The 17,993-nt window shown below is 41.1% G+C and carries 21 protein-coding genes; 2 read left to right on the forward strand and 19 right to left on the reverse strand.

Annotated features, from left to right (window positions below; genetic code table 11):
* Positions 1 to 52 precede the first annotated feature (52 nt).
* The gene (gene aqpZ, locus AC2INI_RS07710) at positions 53 to 739 is read right to left on the reverse strand and encodes an aquaporin Z (protein ID WP_486304522.1); all 687 of its coding nucleotides are present in this window, start codon (positions 737 to 739) and stop codon (positions 53 to 55) included.
* Positions 740 to 1,541: 802 nt separating this feature from the next.
* On the reverse strand, positions 1,542 to 2,798 hold the full coding sequence (locus AC2INI_RS07715) for a PIN-like domain-containing protein (RefSeq protein WP_486304523.1): 1,257 nt from the start codon (positions 2,796 to 2,798) through the stop codon (positions 1,542 to 1,544).
* Between the two features lie 230 nt (positions 2,799 to 3,028).
* Here AC2INI_RS07715 and AC2INI_RS07720 point away from each other — a divergent pair, with 230 nt between their 5' ends.
* Together AC2INI_RS07720 and AC2INI_RS07725 are read left to right on the forward strand one after the other, a co-directional pair.
* Complete coding sequence (locus tag AC2INI_RS07720) at positions 3,029 to 3,859, forward strand: HNH endonuclease (RefSeq protein ID WP_486304524.1); 831 nt, start codon at positions 3,029 to 3,031, stop codon at positions 3,857 to 3,859.
* Positions 3,846 to 4,199 (forward strand): nucleotide pyrophosphohydrolase, encoded by a 354-nt coding sequence (locus AC2INI_RS07725; protein WP_486304525.1) that lies wholly within the window; start codon positions 3,846 to 3,848, stop codon positions 4,197 to 4,199. Before AC2INI_RS07720 ends, AC2INI_RS07725 begins: the two co-directional genes overlap by 14 nt.
* Before the next feature lie 40 nt (positions 4,200 to 4,239).
* On the opposite strand, the gene AC2INI_RS07730 is transcribed toward AC2INI_RS07725, so the two are convergent.
* The 17 genes from AC2INI_RS07730 to AC2INI_RS07810 all read right to left on the reverse strand — a co-directional run bounded on the left by AC2INI_RS07730 (position 4,240) and on the right by AC2INI_RS07810 (position 17,988).
* The gene (locus AC2INI_RS07730) at positions 4,240 to 4,530 is read right to left on the reverse strand and encodes a MarR family transcriptional regulator (protein ID WP_486304526.1); all 291 of its coding nucleotides are present in this window, start codon (positions 4,528 to 4,530) and stop codon (positions 4,240 to 4,242) included.
* Positions 4,531 to 4,605: 75 nt separating this feature from the next.
* Complete coding sequence (locus AC2INI_RS07735) at positions 4,606 to 5,835, reverse strand: tyrosine-type recombinase/integrase (RefSeq protein ID WP_486304527.1); 1,230 nt, start codon at positions 5,833 to 5,835, stop codon at positions 4,606 to 4,608.
* An 8-nt stretch (positions 5,836 to 5,843) separates the two neighbouring features.
* Entirely contained in the window at positions 5,844 to 6,821 is a 978-nt protein-coding gene (locus AC2INI_RS07740; RefSeq protein WP_486304528.1) for a hypothetical protein, read from the reverse strand.
* Complete coding sequence (locus AC2INI_RS07745; protein WP_122033612.1) at positions 6,812 to 7,015, reverse strand: hypothetical protein; 204 nt, start codon at positions 7,013 to 7,015, stop codon at positions 6,812 to 6,814. The genes AC2INI_RS07740 and AC2INI_RS07745 overlap by 10 nt, the downstream gene beginning before the upstream one ends.
* The gene (locus AC2INI_RS07750) at positions 7,012 to 7,377 is read right to left on the reverse strand and encodes a phage tail protein (RefSeq protein WP_061036757.1); all 366 of its coding nucleotides are present in this window, start codon (positions 7,375 to 7,377) and stop codon (positions 7,012 to 7,014) included. The genes AC2INI_RS07745 and AC2INI_RS07750 overlap by 4 nt, the downstream gene beginning before the upstream one ends.
* Before the next feature lie 10 nt (positions 7,378 to 7,387).
* Positions 7,388 to 10,093 carry a phage tail tape measure protein gene (locus tag AC2INI_RS07755; protein ID WP_486304529.1) on the reverse strand — a complete coding sequence of 902 codons (2,706 nt, stop codon included), beginning with the start codon at positions 10,091 to 10,093 and terminating at the stop codon, positions 7,388 to 7,390.
* Positions 10,094 to 10,208: 115 nt separating this feature from the next.
* Positions 10,209 to 10,781, reverse strand: a complete 573-nt coding sequence (locus AC2INI_RS07760; protein ID WP_486304530.1) for a phage tail assembly protein — start codon at positions 10,779 to 10,781, stop codon at positions 10,209 to 10,211.
* Between the two features lie 59 nt (positions 10,782 to 10,840).
* Positions 10,841 to 11,332, reverse strand: coding sequence for a phage major tail tube protein (locus AC2INI_RS07765; protein WP_065640243.1), 492 nt, complete (start codon positions 11,330 to 11,332; stop codon positions 10,841 to 10,843).
* Positions 11,325 to 12,500 (reverse strand): phage tail sheath protein, encoded by a 1,176-nt coding sequence (locus tag AC2INI_RS07770; RefSeq protein WP_486304531.1) that lies wholly within the window; start codon positions 12,498 to 12,500, stop codon positions 11,325 to 11,327. The genes AC2INI_RS07765 and AC2INI_RS07770 overlap by 8 nt, the downstream gene beginning before the upstream one ends.
* On the reverse strand, positions 12,500 to 12,688 hold the full coding sequence (locus AC2INI_RS07775; protein ID WP_486304532.1) for a hypothetical protein: 189 nt from the start codon (positions 12,686 to 12,688) through the stop codon (positions 12,500 to 12,502). Before AC2INI_RS07775 ends, AC2INI_RS07770 begins: the two co-directional genes overlap by 1 nt.
* Positions 12,689 to 12,760: 72 nt before the next feature.
* The gene (locus AC2INI_RS07780; RefSeq protein ID WP_486304533.1) at positions 12,761 to 13,702 is read right to left on the reverse strand and encodes a hypothetical protein; all 942 of its coding nucleotides are present in this window, start codon (positions 13,700 to 13,702) and stop codon (positions 12,761 to 12,763) included.
* Positions 13,702 to 14,841, reverse strand: coding sequence for a phage tail-collar fiber domain-containing protein (locus AC2INI_RS07785; protein ID WP_486304534.1), 1,140 nt, complete (start codon positions 14,839 to 14,841; stop codon positions 13,702 to 13,704). The genes AC2INI_RS07780 and AC2INI_RS07785 overlap by 1 nt, the downstream gene beginning before the upstream one ends.
* Positions 14,838 to 15,368, reverse strand: a complete 531-nt coding sequence (locus AC2INI_RS07790) for a phage tail protein (RefSeq protein ID WP_486304535.1) — start codon at positions 15,366 to 15,368, stop codon at positions 14,838 to 14,840. The genes AC2INI_RS07785 and AC2INI_RS07790 overlap by 4 nt, the downstream gene beginning before the upstream one ends.
* A complete protein-coding gene (locus AC2INI_RS07795; RefSeq protein ID WP_486304536.1) occupies positions 15,352 to 16,329 on the reverse strand; it encodes a baseplate J/gp47 family protein in 978 nt (325 codons plus the stop codon). Before AC2INI_RS07795 ends, AC2INI_RS07790 begins: the two co-directional genes overlap by 17 nt.
* Positions 16,326 to 16,658, reverse strand: a complete 333-nt coding sequence (locus AC2INI_RS07800) for a GPW/gp25 family protein (RefSeq protein WP_486304537.1) — start codon at positions 16,656 to 16,658, stop codon at positions 16,326 to 16,328. Before AC2INI_RS07800 ends, AC2INI_RS07795 begins: the two co-directional genes overlap by 4 nt.
* Positions 16,659 to 16,741: 83 nt before the next feature.
* The gene (locus AC2INI_RS07805; RefSeq protein ID WP_486304538.1) at positions 16,742 to 17,326 is read right to left on the reverse strand and encodes a hypothetical protein; all 585 of its coding nucleotides are present in this window, start codon (positions 17,324 to 17,326) and stop codon (positions 16,742 to 16,744) included.
* A complete protein-coding gene (locus AC2INI_RS07810) occupies positions 17,326 to 17,988 on the reverse strand; it encodes a phage baseplate assembly protein V (protein ID WP_486304539.1) in 663 nt (220 codons plus the stop codon). Before AC2INI_RS07810 ends, AC2INI_RS07805 begins: the two co-directional genes overlap by 1 nt.
* Positions 17,989 to 17,993 lie beyond the last annotated feature (5 nt).

Consider the following 17,993-nt stretch of genomic DNA (forward strand, 5'->3'; position numbering starts at 1 on the left):
AATGCCGATGACGTCAATCATCGGCATTTTTTTGTATTCAATATCTAGAAGATTATGACTCTTTTGCCATTACTTTATAGATAAGCGCACCAATTACGGCACCTACAATCGGAGCAACCCAGAATAACCAAAGTTGAGATGTTGCCCAATCACCAACATAAACGGCAACCGCTGTACTACGAGCTGGGTTAACAGAAGTATTAGTAACAGGGATACTGATTAAGTGGATTAGTGTTAAACATAGACCAATTGCAATTGGAGCAAAACCTGCAGGAGCACGGCTATCTGTAGCACCCATAATTACAATTAGGAACATTGCTGTCATTACTACTTCTGTAATTAATGCAGCTGTCATTGTGTAGCCACCTGGAGAGTGCTCACCAAAACCATTTGATGCAAAACCACCAGCAAGATCAAAACCAGCTTGGCCGCTTGCGATTAGGTATAAGATACCACCTGCTGCAATACCACCAAGAACTTGAGAGATGATGTATGGCACTAAATCTTTAGCATCAAAACGACCACCAACCCATAGACCAATTGATACTGCTGGGTTTAGGTGACAACCTGAGATATGACCAATAGCAAACGCCATTGTTAGTACTGTTAGACCAAACGCAAGTGCTACACCTACAAAGCCTATACCTAACTCTGGGAAACCTGCTGCTAATACTGCACTACCACAACCGCCCAGCACTAGCCAAAACGTACCTATAAACTCTGCCATGTATTTATTCATAATGATTCCTATATAATTATTATCACTTGATTTCGCTTTAATTTTTTATCCCGAACCAAGTTCTTGTTCAAAAAGAATATAGGTGATGATTAACAAAATAGACACTTTTAGATTTCAATTTGTTTCCAATTTTCATTTTTAAGACACGATTCCAAAAGCTGTAACACTGATTTATATTGAATTTACAGACATTTGACCAAATATTTCCCCTATCACTAAGATAAGGAAAATACTGTTCTAATTTTTCTTCCTCTTCTGTTTCTAATGCCTTGCGATTATGTGATAGATCTCTGATAATTAATGTATTGCTCTTAATTGGACACTCTTATGCCGCAGGATAACGCACCAAGTTTCTTCTTCTTTGATTATGGGCCTGAGTTTTTAACTTATTGTTTTTATTTTAAATAGCCGATATGTATTAAAACTGTAGACGCAGTTAGGACACACAAACAAACTTACTACAATTCTATTGTGCCAACCTTAACTTATTTTAAACAAACAAAATTTCATTACTAAACTCAAGATTCTCTAGATATGATGTACGTTGAAGAATGGGCTAAGAAAGCACTTATTTCTAACGACAAAAAATCACGTGACATCAACTGATGTTGAGCTTAAAAAAATGACGCCCCTCACCTAGTTTCAGGAAAAACGAGCAGCGGTCAATCTATGTAATCGCTGAGTTCAGTCGTAAAAAGTAATTCGTGACTAAAAATCGACAGATAAAAAAGATAATTATTAACTTCCCTTCTTTGAAATAGAATTTAAGTACTTAGCTATTTATTCGTCCTTGCTTTTCTACTCATAGAGTATGAAGGTCAGCTTGCTTAGCTATTCGTTCTTGCTCTTCTAACCATAGAGTATGAAGGTCAGCTTGCTTAGCTATTCGTTCTTGCTCTTCTAACCATAGAGTATGAAAGTCAGTTTGCTTAGCTATTCGTTCTTGCTCTTCTAACCATAGAGTATGAAGGTCAGCTTGCTTAGCTATTCGTTCTTGATCTTCTAACCATAGAGTATGAAGGTCAGTTTGCTTAGCTATTCGTTCTTGCTCTTCTAACCATTTAATATGTAAATCAAAATTTTTATCTACATCATGTTCTGACATTAAAGCTACTATTTTACTTTCTTCTAAACCTTTTTGAATATCAGATGTTAATTTTATTTCTTCAATAACCTCTTGCGAAATATCTTCATCAAGATATTTATTTGCATTCGTTAAAAAGGATTCTGACTTATATGCATAAAAGCCTTCTAAGTTAGTATCTCTAAAAATTTCGTCAATTAATTCAGTTCTCAAGCTAATTGTTTTGCCTTGGTTTTTTTGCCACCAATCTTCCTTGTTATCATCAGTAATAAAGATCAAATGCTTTATATCAATTAATTTAACATACTCAAGCATTTGTTTCCAAACGATCAAGTCTCCATATTGTCTATGATATTCAACACCACCAAAGATATAACTATCATCACCGTTTTTAGCTTTATTAGAATCTTGATATCCTGGTGGGATTTGTTTATTAAAGCGTTCTTTACCTTCTTTTTCTATGCTTAATATACATTCTTGACTTGGAGCTTCTCCTACTTTTTCTGCAAATAGATTATCTAACCTATCTCGTAAAAGATCTGTAGTACCAACTTTTATACTATCTGCTTCGAAAACATCTAGCTCTTTAAAGAACTGTTGACTTAACTCATTAATACCATTGATCAACGAGTCTGGATTAATATGACTATGTCTTTTTTTTAGTTGTAAATTTTCTAGCTTTTTTTGTAAATCACTAACCGCACTTTCTACAATTTTTTTTGTATCATTAAATTTTTTATGTTGCTCACCCACGACCGTTAGACGATTTCTTTGATATTCAAGTGCTACATGATGAGGAATCCAGACTCTATCATTAAGCTGTTCCATAACTTTTAGCAAAGATTCACGAGTACTAGATTGATATCGATACAGATTTGTTAATACATTTGTATCAAATACAAAGATAGCTTTATTCCAAAGTTCTTCTAATTCAATATCTGCTGGTTGATAAAAGCTTTTAAATATGTTTTTCATTTTTATACCAATTAGTAGCTAGTGTTATGCATCACGGCTTTTAGTTTAGAGTAAAGAATTCTGTTCTATAAAGCAATGCTGGTGGTGACCATAGAGCCCGAAAAATTTTCATTCCTCGGGATGTCCCCCCGTAGGTTGAGATTTAGGCTCCAGAAGTACCTATCTAACTTGATATGAAATTTATTTATCAAGTACAATCAAAATAATAATTATAATTAAAGAGTTACAATATGATTTGGGCTATTTACGTATCAGATAAACCTCACTCCCGTATCAATTTTCCAATAGGAATGAACAATGGAATATGGGGTGTTCATGAAGCAAAAAAGAATACAATCGTCGATGTTCAAGAAGGAGACCTTGTAGTATTTGTTTATTCAATTTCTTGGCTTAAAGCTGAGGGAACTCCACCACCTGGCTTTTCTAGAGTGGGTAAAGACAAACTAGATCTATTCCGAGGTGTCGTACAAAGCATTACTTTTGGGAAAGTAACCAAGTCCCACTACGAATCACACAGTACCGTTTGGCCTGATGATGTTTATCCAAATCGTTTTGAATTTGAAATAACAGAAAAACGTGAAGGAAATATATTTTTTGGTACTGAGTTTTTCAACTCAGAGTTTGTTGAAGCGGTTCGTTACTCTGCATGTACTCAAGGCGCAATAACAAGAGCAGAGTCAATAACACAACTCGAAGAAATAATTGCTGATGATAAGGAGTTTAATGAACATTCTGCTTACGAAGGCCGTCCAATTTATCGTTTACATAAATCCAGAGAAAGAGACAACGGCTTAGCTCTTATAAAAAAAGAACAAGTATTAAAAGAGACAGGACAACTTGCATGTGAAGTCTGTAATACTGATTTCCAAAAAACTTATGGCGATCATGGTTTTGGTTTTGCCGAATGTCACCATAAAAATCCCTTAAGCCTTAGAGATAAAAATAAAGAAACTAAACTTGATGAGTTAGCTATTCTTTGTGCGAATTGCCACCGAATGATTCATCGGAAGAAACCATGGCTAAATATTGATGAATTGAAGGCCATTTATGAAAAACAATAATATTAAAGAAATTCAAGAATCACTAAAAGTTTTTGCCCAAGAACGCGATTGGGATAAATTTCATTCACCAAAAAATCTAGCTATGGCTCTTAGTGGAGAAGCTGGTGAACTAACTGAAATTTTTCAATGGTTAACTCCAAATGAGAGTACAAACTTAACAACAGCACAGAAGGCTAAAGTTGAGGAAGAACTCGCTGACGTATTCTTATATTTATTAAGGTTAGCTGATAAAACTGATATTGATATTATCGAAGCCTCGCATAAAAAAATCATTAAAAATGCAGAGAAATACCCTATTGAAAAAAGTTTCGGAAATGCCACTAAATATACAGAACTATAAATAAACATTAAAAACACATCGTAAACTAAAGAGGGATGATTTATCCCTCTTTTATATACCTATACTCAACTCCACCCGTTAACTGCTGCATACAACTTCGAGTTAAGTAATACTTCTCTGCCAACCTCTTCAACAACGAACTTGCCCAGCTTGATGATAAACCGCACCTACCCGCAATCTGTGACGGTGTCACCTCTTCACCCTCTTTAATCGACTGCAGAACAATTAACTGCGTCTTGCTCAATTTAAGCAGCCCAACTTGGTGTGGTACCGAACGTGCGCATTTCAATAAATCTTCTGAAATATGCTCATTTTTGGCTAAATTTGGCATGATTTTACTACCCTCTGTAATTAACAATGAGAATTGAACTTTCGATTTGATTTTAATGATCTTTTAAACGATCTCTTAAGCAACTAGATCAGCACTAAGACAGTGGTGACAGCAATTATTTAGCCATTGATGGTAGGTATTTAGGGCTTCTTTCTTCTTCATTTCCAAATGAGTGTGAATATACGCTTGATCGAGCTTATCTTTCGCATGGTTCAATAATGTCTCAGCAACCATGTAATCAACACCTAAATCAGCCCATACCGTTCTGGCCACCTTTCGTAAGTCATGAGCTGACCATTCTTTATTGCTCACCGCTCTCACTAATTCAGACGCTCTCACTGAATGGATTGGGTGCAAATCTCGCTTGTTTAAAGGAAATACGTTATTGATGGCGTAGTTATGCTTTATTTGCCACTGTTTAAACTCACTCAGTAAAGCCACCATGTCATTAGATAATGGATAAACGATCTCTTTTTTCGATTTCGTATTCTCTTTAGGGATAACCCATCTCTTTTGTTTAAGGTTGATATGCCTCCATTTCGCAAGACGTGTTTCACCTAATCGCGTGCCATGGCAAAGCATCATTGAACAGAGAACGCGCTCAATAGGATTGGCTCTAGTGATTTTAGAAAGCAACTCTGGCATATCATCAGGCTTTAGACGTGATCCTTTTACATCAATTCGCTTAGTAACAAAGTCCGTGAACTTCATTTCATCCATTGGGTTAAACGTTAAATAATTAAGCTTTTTAGCTCGCGTAAAACACACTTTGAGTAATTGAAAGATGGTTCTGATATAGCTATTTGCAAAACAGGATTTCAATAATGGTTTGATTAAAAGCTCATCTACACTTTTATGCGTTAACTCTCGAATAGGTAAGCAATGCAAATTAGACATAAGATGATTGTCTGCCATCGACTTAATGCCCGTGATACGATTTTTAGACACGTCTCTTGTTTGGTACTCACGCTCTACATACCAACACACCACTTCATCAACCGTTGAGAACAAATTACCTGATACTGGTTTTCCTGTTGTCAGCTCAACAATAAACGCATTAAGCACTTCAAATGCACCTTTGGCGTTTAAATCTGGATATTTACCAATACGATAACTCTTTTGTTTGCCGTCTTTATATTCATAATAAATCCAACTTCCCTGCTCTCGATTCTGCTTAAATCGCAAATACAACGAATAACGCTCATCTTTAAGTTGTCTCACTTGGCTGTCACGACTGTATTTCTTGATTTGAGCTTCTGATATTTTGCATCGCACCGTAGTCTGAAACAGTGCATTTTGATTCATTGTGATCATCATTCCCCCAATAATGTGGCTTGCAAGCTCATGCGTGTGGCTTGTTTTCCTGCTCCGCTGAGACTGACTGAATCAATGGAATACGTCCCTTGTGCCACGCTTGGAAATGAACCATCTAAAATTACATGACCTTCCGCAAAAGCCGTGGCAATGGCTGGTGCTTGAATGGTGACTTTGCGGCCTTGTCTTTGTATTTTTCTAAGCTCAGCATGACACGCTTGATCGGCTTCTTGTTGATTGTTCTTATCCTGACCTAGACGTTTAAACGGTGAGGACCCAATACTGACTTCTTTTCTTGAACTGTCCGTTGGATCTAAATAGAACGCTTTAACCCCTGAAAAATCATTGCGGCCATCCAAGTCACCCGAGACATTCACAAAGTTTGAGTTAAGGGCTTTGTTTTCATCAGGAAGTGACAGCGTAATGGATTGAATATCTTTACCGCTTGAAGTTGAACGTTGGCCAATAGGCACAAAAACAAAACGACCTTCCACCGGCTTTGCAATCGCATCATAACGTTTTGCTAATTTACGAAGAAAAGGCAACGTGCTTTCATCGAGCCTATGTAAACTCTCGATTTCAATTTTTTGTAATTCAGGAGCGACAAAAGGAACGAACCCATGTGGAGAAACGCAATCAGAGACCACTTGGCCTAGCGTTGCTTTGTTCCAGCTCATGCTCTTTCTTTCTCTAAAGCCTGAGTTATCTTTGATTGAGAATGGGGACACCGTCATGGTGATCGTGATGGTTCTTGGCTCTACTGAGAATTGACGGCCTGAGATTTGGAACACGCCACGATTTACCTCATCAAGATAAACTGTGTACTTCTCGCCCTTTGGCGGTAAACCATCAATGTCTGACGAGTGAATGACTAACTTTAGATCATCGCCATCGATGCCGTTTTCATCACGCAGCGTCCAGCTTTGCAGTAAAGAGAGCATCATTTCACTGTGTTTGCCTTTGAGTTCTAGTCCCATGAGCGGTTTACCTCTTTGATATTTTGTTTAAAACTGACTTCAGGAATGGTGACCATGGTTTCTTCCATAAAAAAATCCCCACGAACGTGAGGATTTAATTGATAGAAGTCGGCTTCTAATTGGTCATCATCTTGACCTGTATGTTTAAAAAGGACATCCGTAATGAGATCCCCTTTATGTGCAGTGACTTTCATCGATACTCCAATAACTCAAGAGTGACGTCGGTAACTTGCGCCGAGCCGTTATGCACCAATTCTGATTTTCCTTCATTGATGCTTTTAATGGTCCATTGACCTAGGTTTACCCCTCCGCCATTGCTGACTTGTTGTGGCTCATCGACCATTTGGCGTAAACGCTCCACATTATCTTCTGCGGTTTGGCGTAACCACTTGGCCGTAATAGAAAGCGTTTCAAGGGGTTTTCCTGTGGGTGATGACATCGCACCATCAACCAGACTTATTTCAGTAAAGCGGCCTGTTGTGACACGGTTCATTTTCATAATGGGGGTTTTATCCCCCACCGAAAATACAAACTCACCAATAACAAGGTGATGCATGTATGGCTCCTTATCCTCTGTCTATTCCGGCATAATTAAAGCGTGATTCAATTGAATGACCGCCCATGAGATAACTGAATTGTTGCTGCATTTGCTCTGTCACTTGTTTGGCTATGGCTATTTCATCTTGGCCTTTGGATGGGGTTATGTTGATTTGTGGTGCAAAGTGAACGGCTGAACTCTTTTCCTGCAGTACATCTTTATTGGCTTTCTCTTCGACCTTTTGGCTAACTTCATCGGATGAGGTTAGTTTGCTGCCAAACCATCCACCTAACATTTCACCGCCCATATCCCCAATCATTGAACCAGCAAGACCACCAAGCATGGTGCCAATGCCTGGCAAAATCATGGTTCCAATCGCAGCACCTAACGATGCGCCTCCCATGCCACCGGCTAAACTGCCAAGTGAGCTGCCTGCACCTTCCATATCTCCTTCTGATAATGATTGCACTGCATCAACACCACTGATGGCCATGTTTAATGGTCGCAATACTTTGGCAAGACCAAGTCGTCCTGCAGACTGCGCTGCATCAGCACCCATATCAATGGCATCTTGCGCCATCGCCATGCCTGGTAAACTAGCAATTGCTCCACCAGCCAAGGCTAATGGAATGCCTCTTTTGGAATGAGAAAATGAACCAGCAATACGAGACAATGGATTTCTAGATTTTGAACGACGTCGAGAGCGCTTACCTGAACCAGAACGTGATCCTCTTGAGCCGCCAGAGCGTTTAAGCTCTTGGTTTAATCCTTTAAATGCCTTAGTTGCATAAGACGCCGCCTTGCCACTTTCTTGGGTTTCTCGGTTTAATCCTTTTTTAAACAGACGAGTTTTATCAACGGTATTACCAAAGAGTAATGACGCGGCTTTTCCTGCAATTAACGCAGTTTTGAACGCAAGTATTGCCCCAATACCGCCCATGATAACCGGCACAAGCACATCACTTTCTTGTGCAAACGCGGTGACACCCTCAACCACGGCACCTAATGGGGTTAATACCCAGTTCAGTCCTGGTAATAACTTCTCACCCAGCACCACCGCCAACGCATTGAGTTTATTTACAAACTGTTTAATGCCATTTTCAGTGGTGTTCACACGCGCATCGTATTCATCTTGCAGCGATTGAACGTGTACTTCTTGGCTTTCATTGGCGAGTTTTAAAATATCAGTGAAGTTTTTGGTGTTACCGGCTAACGCTGCCACCGCGCCTTTGGCCTCTTCCCCAAAGATTTGAGAAATGAGCGCACTTTGCTCTTCAAGTGGCGCGTTCTTTAAGGCATCAAGCACTTCTAATAAGGTTCCTGATGCATCGGTTTGCATATCTGCCGCTAACGAGCCTGAATCAAACCCCAATGAGCTTAGTGCTTTTTGTTGATTACCACTGGCCGCATCACCTAACGTCAAACGTCCTGAAATGTTTTTTAGTGCCGTTCCTGCTCGCTCTTCATTCATACCAGTGGAAAGCAGTGAAGCCGCTAATGCTGCGGATTCATTAACTTTAAAACCACCCGTTTTGGCGGTTGCTCCTTCTCGCGCCATGACTCCGGCAATGTCTTTGGCTTTTGCGTTGGAATTATTCGAGAGATAATTTGAAAGACCAGCTAAGCCAACCGCCCCTTTTTGATCCAATCCCATTGAGGCTTTAAAAGTAGCGAGCGTTTCACCGGCTTCACCTGCCTCCATATCAAACGCCACGCCCATCTTGGCAGAATCAAGAACAAACGCTTTGAGCTTTTCATGATCCTTAATGCCACTTTGACCACCAGCCGCCAACATGGCGTTGATTTCAGTGGCCGACATCGGCATATTGCCCGACTCTTTTAATGACCACTCTCTCAATGCTTGCATTTTTGCGGCATCTTGAGGATCATTTTTATCAGAGAGCACCTTCTTCACATCCGCAAAGGAGGATTCATTCTTTATCGCGGCATACATGGTGCCGGCAATTGGAGCGGCTGCCATGGCAAGACCTGATGCTTGGCTTTGTAACTCTCCAAGTTTGGCATTTCGTTTATCTATTCGGCTTTGAATAGAATTGAGCTCTTTAAGTTGTCGTCCTTGTTTTTCTAACGCGCCGGTGGCTCGCTCACTGGCGGTTTTTAATCGTTGCTGCTCATCTGATAACTTATCGGTATTAAGGCCAGCGCCTTTCAATTCACTCTGCAGTTTTCTAAGCTTGGCCGATTGGGTATCACTGCTTGAGGAATAACGGTCTATCTGTTTCTTGGCTTGGTATTGGGATGAGCGCAGTTTGTTGGTGTGAATGGCGTTGCTGGCCATTTCATCAGAGAGCTTTTCAAGCCGTAACTCGGTTTTTGCAATCTCAACACCTAACGATTTAGTTTCAGATTGGGAGAGGTTAAACGCCGTGGGATCGGCTAATTTCTTATGAAGTAAACCCAGTGATTGTTCAGTGCTTTTATAGCTTTCAGCCAGAGTTCGGTTTTTCTTCTGGCTGTCGCTAAGCTCTGCGCCTAGTCCTGATAACTTCACCTTTGAGGCATCAAGTTTGGCATTTACTTTTTGCAGTGATTGCTCCGTGGCTTGATAGCCTTCGACCTTTTTTAAGTCTCGGTTTAAGGCGGCCACATCATTGCGTTGTTGCTCAAGGGCATTACTTAACTTTTCAGTGGCTTTGGTGGTTGATACTACGTCCCCCAAGCCTTTGGTTGTTACATCAAGCAATAAAGATACTTTGCTTTTTTGATTGCTCATCGCTTCTTAATCCCCAGCTTAGTTAAAATCAGCTCGTATCGATGCACCGCTAAATCCTGCCGCCATTCCTTTAACTCGGTTTCAGAGGTATTGCGGTACATCGGGATCACATCAATTAAGTTTTCGACGTCGTCACTTGAAAGTAAGCCGCCGACTGTAGAAAAAAATCACCGACCTTCGGTTTAATCGTTAAGTAATCATTTACCGACATCTTCTGCAGATCTTCTTTATCCAAATCACACACCACCTGAAACATGAAATCTTCACGTAATTGCTTTTCACTGATGTCCGTTAGCGCTTGTGAATGCTTCACTTTTGGTACCGTAAATTTGATGTGTTCAATCTTCTCACCCACTTCATTTTCAAACGGGAAAAGTAAATCAAATTCATAGCAGTCGTTCGCCAGTTTCTTATCTTGGAGTTCATCGCTGCCCGTTAAGATATAAGTCGTACAATCATTGGCTAAGGTATTAAAATCGGGGGCGGTTAACGCTTCAAACTGCTCTTCTGTTAATACTGTCGTTTCAAGAATGACCGCTTTTTGTTGGTCAAACAGCTCTTTATCAGTGAGTTTGCCTTCTTTGTTGATGAATGGGAGTTTTCGAAACACTTCAAGTGTCATAGAAGAAATCGTTAAGGTGTCGCTGTCATTTAAACGAAAAAATGGCAATGCAGAGGTCTTTTTCATAATTATCTCGATCAAAAAAAGGAGCCGAAGCCCCTATTAAAAGTAATGTCACAATGTGGTTAAGCAGTCGCGCCGTATTGGCCCATAAGATCGACACCGCCAATGGTGGTTTTTCCGGTTCGGGTATCAATGTCATACACCGTTTTACCGTTATCAATCAGCTTGTAAGATTTACAGGTTCCTTCAATCGTGCACACCGGCTTTTCTCCCATCTTCACTGTCTCTTGCTTAATAGAGCTAATGGTAGAATAGAGAGAGTATTGCGCTTTATATCCACCATCGTTGCTGTCTTTGCCTTTTTCCGTCACGTTAACTTGCGCTTCAGATAAAGCATAACGACCCAACGACATCACCAAATCAGCATGTTTACCACGAACCTTCATGGACCATTTAAGTAAATCCATACCCACAACGTCTTCACTTTGAACAAAGCTGCCTTCGTTCGCGGCGGTTTTAAACGTCACTTCTGGTGCACTAAATTCCACAATCTCATTCACCAATGGCACATCCTGCACCACTGCTGATAATCGTAATCGAACACGATCAACCATTTACGACCTCCTCAAGCCATTGTTCAATCAATCCGTTATCCACGGACATTTCATACACCATGTGTTCATTCGGGCTATAACGACCATAATCCACACACAAGAACCAACGGCCTGAATTGTAGTTTTCAAGGTTGTTTTTGCTTGGATGCAAGTAGGCACGAAAGACAGGAATAACCCCATCAGCCACTAAGGATTGACCCCAGTTGCTCAAGCGCTCAACCACACTGTCCATAAACTCTTCAGTGAGCAATTTGCCCATGTAGGGCTGAGAGGTCTCTTCTAGTTTACGTACCATCAGATCTTCTAAACCCACATGAGCCATAAAGCGCCCTGTGTTGGTTCGATTTCCAATGATAGACACGCCACCCATGCGCGTTTTTGCCATGGTGGCCACACCGTGTTTATTCAAGAAGTTGGCTTGGGTGGTCTTATCGCCAATCTTGTAAGTAACTAAACGACAAGGCTCATCACACAACACGCCTTGGTTTTGTGGTGATTCATACCCTTCAACCGCCGCCATGGCAGAGATAAGAGCGATTGAGGCTGGTAATACCGTTGGTAAGCCGTCGTAGGTTTTAATAAACCATGGGTCGATAATGCTGAGTTTATCTTGCCCTGTTCCTTCAGCGCCAAATTCACTGGCAAACTCTGCGGCTTCGGTATCGTTGGTATTTGGACCATCAACAATGGGACGACAATGAATATCACGCGCCACGGTGCAAAGCTTTTGAACAAACGGAATGGAATTAAAGCCTGGTGCCCCAATCAAGGTTGGAGTTTCAGGGCAACCTTTAATTGAAAACAAGCCAGAGGTCGCGCCGGTGTTTGCATCCACACCACCAATCACATTGGTTTCTGTGGCTGGTTTATCGACACCTTCTTCAACCACAATCACATAGAACACTGCACGAACATACCCCAGTAAATAACGCGCTAATAATGGCAACGTTCCTTCACTGGTGTTTGTGGTATCTAACATCATTTTGGCTTGTGGGTAATCAAACAAACGCACCAGTTCATTGTAAGCAATACCTGCATGTTTATTTGGTGCAGTACCCACCAAGCACACCACATGCTGAGCTAATGGCCCCATACTTGGTAATGGCTCAATCGCAATGACTTCAGCGCCGTTTAATTCAAAATCCTGAATTGGGATCATTTCTGCCATTATTTCACCTCGGCTTTAGTCGGTTGAGTAACAGGCTTAGCAATCTTTCCATTGAGAAGAAGAAAGCTGGCTTGTCTTGGATGAAGACGAATGGTCTTTTCATTGAGCAGAACCCAACGCTTGGCCAATCGAAAGGGCTTTAGAATTTGATATTCAATTCGCCCATCGCTTTTACTGTTTTTGTCCATAGGGTTTTCCTGTGGCTAGATAAAAGAAAACCCAGCGCAATGGCTGGGTTCTGAAGTGATTGGTTGATGTGATTAGTCTGGCACTAAGCCTGATAGTTTAGGTCGGCCACATTCTGGAAAGTCTTGTTGTTCAAGGTATTCATTTAAGAGAATGCGATCACCAAGTAGCGAGTAATAATCATCTTCGGTGTAATTGGTTTTACGAAGCTCTGAATAGATTTCAGGGATTTGTTTATCTTGAGCATAAAACAATAATTCAGCTTCAACGTTGGTGAGCACATTCAGTTGCCACTGTTTTTCTGTTTCTATCCAATGAGTACGATAACGCGCTTCATCGTACTGCCAAACACCAAGTTCTACATTCCATGAATCAAATGGCTCAGGCTCTAACAATGTATGAGTACTTGGAATTACTCCGAGTTCTTCAACTTGATAATCCCCTTTCTCATCGTTATCACGATCTTTAGCAAACGCAATTTTCCCACGATGGTCATCGAGCTGTTTCCATTGATTATAAATTAAACGAACTGCAAAGCCTTCCTTTGGCTCTGGCGGTTTAGTAAATGAATGCTTATCTGGCAACGTGAAATTATAATCAGAGATAACAAACTCATTCGTCTCACTATCCCAGTATTTTTCACCCAGTAAAATTCCAAACACTTTCCATTCACCATTCTCATAAAGAACGGTTTGAATTTCTTTGTCGAATTTTGGCGGCGCTTCTTTCACTGCCCATTCAGGGTAATCCCCATCGGGTGTGCCAATAACAAAAGCATCACCGGTTGGAGACCAAAACTCATACGCTGATTTATCTTCAATTTCTAACCAGGTATTTAGTTGGTGATCATATTTACCAATTACACCATTGGTACTTAGCTCATAAATATTTTCAGTACAGTCGTCACCTAATGCCGTACCTCCTGCAACATGCTCTTCACCATTACCTAGCCACCAACCATCACCATGAATTCGTGAAACTTGTAAAGTAACTGATTTCTTTTGAATGTTATTCATTATGCAAGTCTCACTATCCAGTTACATTTACGATGATTGATGGTGTTTTTAAGTGTGCCAAATAGAGCAATCATTATGGTGTGAGCGTGAGAACCTATCGCTACTGTATGTGAGTGATTACCTGCAGCATCAGTTTGTCGTGTTGCTGCGTGTGCTCCATTATATTGTTGCGGCAGTGCTGATGAGCCCGAAACTGTTGTTTTCATTTTTATATTGTGAGCATGATTACCTGTTGTATTAGTTGTTTTGTTACCTAAATCTGTAGAGCTAACACTAGAACCGTCATGTCCATGGCTTTTAACCTCACCTTCTTCAAATACACCAACTGTTTCACTCTCCTCTTTACCAATAAAACCATTCCCTCTCATATCTGGAATAATTCCATCAGGCCAAATTTCAGCAAGTTTAGGACATGCTATTAAATCAAAAGCTTGTCCCTTTCGAATAGCCCATCCTTCAGGAGCAATGTCACTCTCCCAAGGTAATGAAACACCAACAGGACAAATCTTTGCTGCAAGACCTAACCACAATTTATCAATTAATCGCTGTGGTGTTAATGCTCGCCATAACTGAGGTAGCTGAATATGCTTTTTTTCTTGGGATTCGGAATCTATTTCGGCATCGGTTGCCGCATTGTCTTTTCGCTCATACTGTTCATGCGCTTTATCATTCTCAACATGCGCTTCAAAATCCGTGATTGGCGTATAGAGCACTGAATCATCTTGAGTGATGGTAATTAACTCTGAGTTATCCGTTCTAAAGTTCAGTCTAATTCGTGTGAGTTTCCCATCTGAATCTGCTTTTCCGGCAACATAATCGCCGCGTGAGCGTGCGTATGAATAAAGAACGCTAGTATCGGTTAAGGTACCAATTTCAAAATAGTTATAACCCGAATCAGGAATGGGTATATCTGCTTCAACACGATAGAAGCCATGTTCAGTATCTATCGCTTTTACCAAACAGACCGCTTCCGCTTTAGATTGTAATAACGCTGTTTGATTTTGTGGTTGTTCATCATTTGGCAATAATCCAAGGCCAATCACCACTTTTGCAATCGTAACCTTACGACCTTCTTCTTTCGCCAATGCTTCTTCGTTAAGCCCTGCCAACGTAATGTAATTCAAATATTCTGTACTCATGCAGCACCTATTTCTATAACAACACCGGTTTGAATGGTTGAGCCTATAAAGGCATGTGAATCTGCAGAGCGGATAAGGGCAATATCAACCGTATCACGCTCTGATTTGTAGTTATCAATTCGTGAACCAATTCGAGTGGTCGTCTCTTTATCAATAGGTAGATCTGATAAGAAACCATCAATCTCTAGCGAGTACGCCAACTCTCCCTTTTTGATTTCCGTGGTGATGTTCAACACACTCAAGGCTTGAGATAAACCAAACCGTGTTCCTGCTTTTCGATGAATAGCAAAGGCTTGCTCTGTGGTTTCTCGCCGTTGTTTCATCGTATCATTGGGTTGCCAATCCAAGACGCCACGCTCAGAGGCAAGCAAAGACACAAACTCATCAGAGGTTAAAAGGGGTTGTTTCAATTCTGGATAAGGGTTTTCTGATGCACTTAATAAGCGATGCCAGGCAAACTCTAATCCCTCTTCAATCAAGGTTCGATTCTCAGGTTGAACCGACACAAACTCATTGGGCTTTGACATTGATGATCACCTCTGTGCAGTGCGGCGCTTCATCCCACAAACATAAAATATCTGCTGTGGGTTTGGTTATTTCAACACGCTTCGCCCCTAATGAATAAAACACATGGCCAAGTTCAAGCCGCTCAACTCGCCCTTCAAGTATCTGGCTTTTATCCGCAAAATGTAATGCAGCGTTTTGGGCTTCTTCTTTTGAAATGTCATTCACTGGATCACCTCCTGTGAATAACGTCGCTTCAATCACATACGGTTTTGGAACACTGCTTTTCACTGTGACCTCATCCGTTTCTTGAGCAATGTCATCACGATTTAGATAATCACTGGCGCGTTTAATCAGCTCGGGGCTTGCCGTACCATCTGGGTTTTCACGACTGACCAACGCTACTTGAACTTGACCACTGTTTGGGACCAGCATTTTGGCTCTGGCATCTTTAACCTGTGCCGGTTGACTCTCTTTTGGAAACTCAAAGCGCATCACTACCGCATCAGACTCTGAGCTCACCGTCATGGTTGGTCGTTCATCCAAAGTCAGCGCATGAAAACGATAACCGGCGCGAGTGCCTGTGGTGTGAAACATGTACGGCGCTAAATCAAAGCGCTGCAATAAACTGTCATTGCTCTCCATCACCGCCGCTTTAGGTGGGAAAACATTAATGTCTTCAGGGATGAGCACTTGGCGTTTAAGCTGATATTGCGCTGCTAACAAATCCACCATGTCGCTTTCAGTCACAAACTTTCTGAACATCTGCAGAGCCCAATAGTTCTGCTCTCGAATTTCAGCCAATCGCTTTAGCATGAAAGCTTGTGTCACTTGCGCTAAGGTTTCCGCTTCATTACGAAACGCTTCTTCAAGTTGAACCGCCATTTCTGGGTTCGACTCTTGAACGTAATTAACCGCAAAAGCCACATAATCATCAAATAAGGCTTCAAACGACGGCTCTTTAAATGCATTAGGGATGGTCATAATTCACCTTCAAGTTTGAGTTGATTGCCTTTCCACTTACCAATCACTTTAATGGAATACCCCGTCGCGGTTGGCTGAGCGACACATTGAGTGGCTTTAAACTCAGATAGACCATTTTGATGCTCAGTAAAGGCCGACAACGTAAGGTTTTGAATGATTAACGTGGTTTGTGGGGTTTGCAGCTTACCGAGACAACGTAACGCCGGATTACCTACCTTTCGTCGTTTCACTCGGCTTGAAATTTCCGTAGTTAAAATACGAATGAAGCGCCGTTTAAGCGCTTCAAATCCTGTCACTGTTTTGCCTGTCTTTGGGTCAATCCCTATCATGGTAAAAGCCCTTTTATCTCATCGGGTAACACATCATTCATTACCGCTTTTGAACAAGGATTATCCCAAAGCATGGCAATATTTTAAGCAATGGCCGACGAAGTGATTTTGTTCTTTATCTCTGAGGCTTTCGTCGTTTCCTTACTGAGCAAGGACGAGATCTCACCATCAGCCGCCGACATATAATCACTCAGCGTTGTTAATAAGGTTTCAAACTCATCGAGTTCAATAACCCCACTCATAAAATCAGTAATGGCTTGAAATAAAGCACTGGCTGACTCATCGACAACCGCAAAGGCCGCATCATTTTCACCTTGGATTGATCTAAACAATTCTGTGGTATTTGAACAACTACTAGGAACAGCATCACTCATCGCATCCAATCGGTTGACTTGCTGTGCCATCGAACTCATTTGAATAGCACTATCCGCCGTGGTCGCCATGGCATTCACGCTGCCTGTAATATTAGTATTGGTACTGGCAATGCTGTCTCTGGCTGAGGTTAGCACCGCCAAATCAATGCCGAGTAAATCTAATGCTGGGTTATTTAATGCGGTTTCTAATGCCATTAATTGACTACTGGTTTCACGCCCTGCATCAACCGCTGGATTTGAAATAGTTAATCCATTGTTCATGATGTGCTGATAGATATTAAGATTAAGCGCCATTATTGATTTACTCCTGGAGGCATGGATGGGTCACCGGGTTTAGAACAGATATGATCATGTGCATTAAAGAGGTTTCTATCTTCGGACATACTGCGAACGCCATCAGAGATCTCTTTAGTCGCTTCAATATTGCCTTTTTGTTTGGTGTCGCCTTCGATTTGTTGATTGCCTTTTTGAATCGAATCACCTTCAAGCTCATTTTTACCAATCTGTTTACTATCCGCATGAATTTCATAACCACCAGGGTACTTGGCCACAAGCTTTCCGCTCTCGATGTCATAAAGCTCAGTCATGCCGTTGCCATAATCCACCATTACTTCATTTTCCTTGGTGGTTGGCGCTGGATATTTGCTAGAAGGTAATCCCATTAAAGCCACTGCATTATTCAAATTGGTACCAGAGCCTAGATTGGCCAATAAACACAACTCACCGACTGAAGGTCGGCGATAATGGCTCACCTTACCGCTACAAAAGACAAAGAACGGAACACCTTTTACTTCGTTGTCACCCGTTTTTATATCAACGGTGGTTTTACTGGCCTTTTCAACCACAGCAAGACGAATGAGATTAGCCACATTCCCTCGCAGCTCTTCAAGTTCCTCCCCTTGCTCAAGCACTTTGTTTTCTAGTGAAATGATCCTTTGCATGATTTGAATAAACATAGTTT

It is taken from the genome of Aliivibrio friggae (assembly GCF_057368515.1).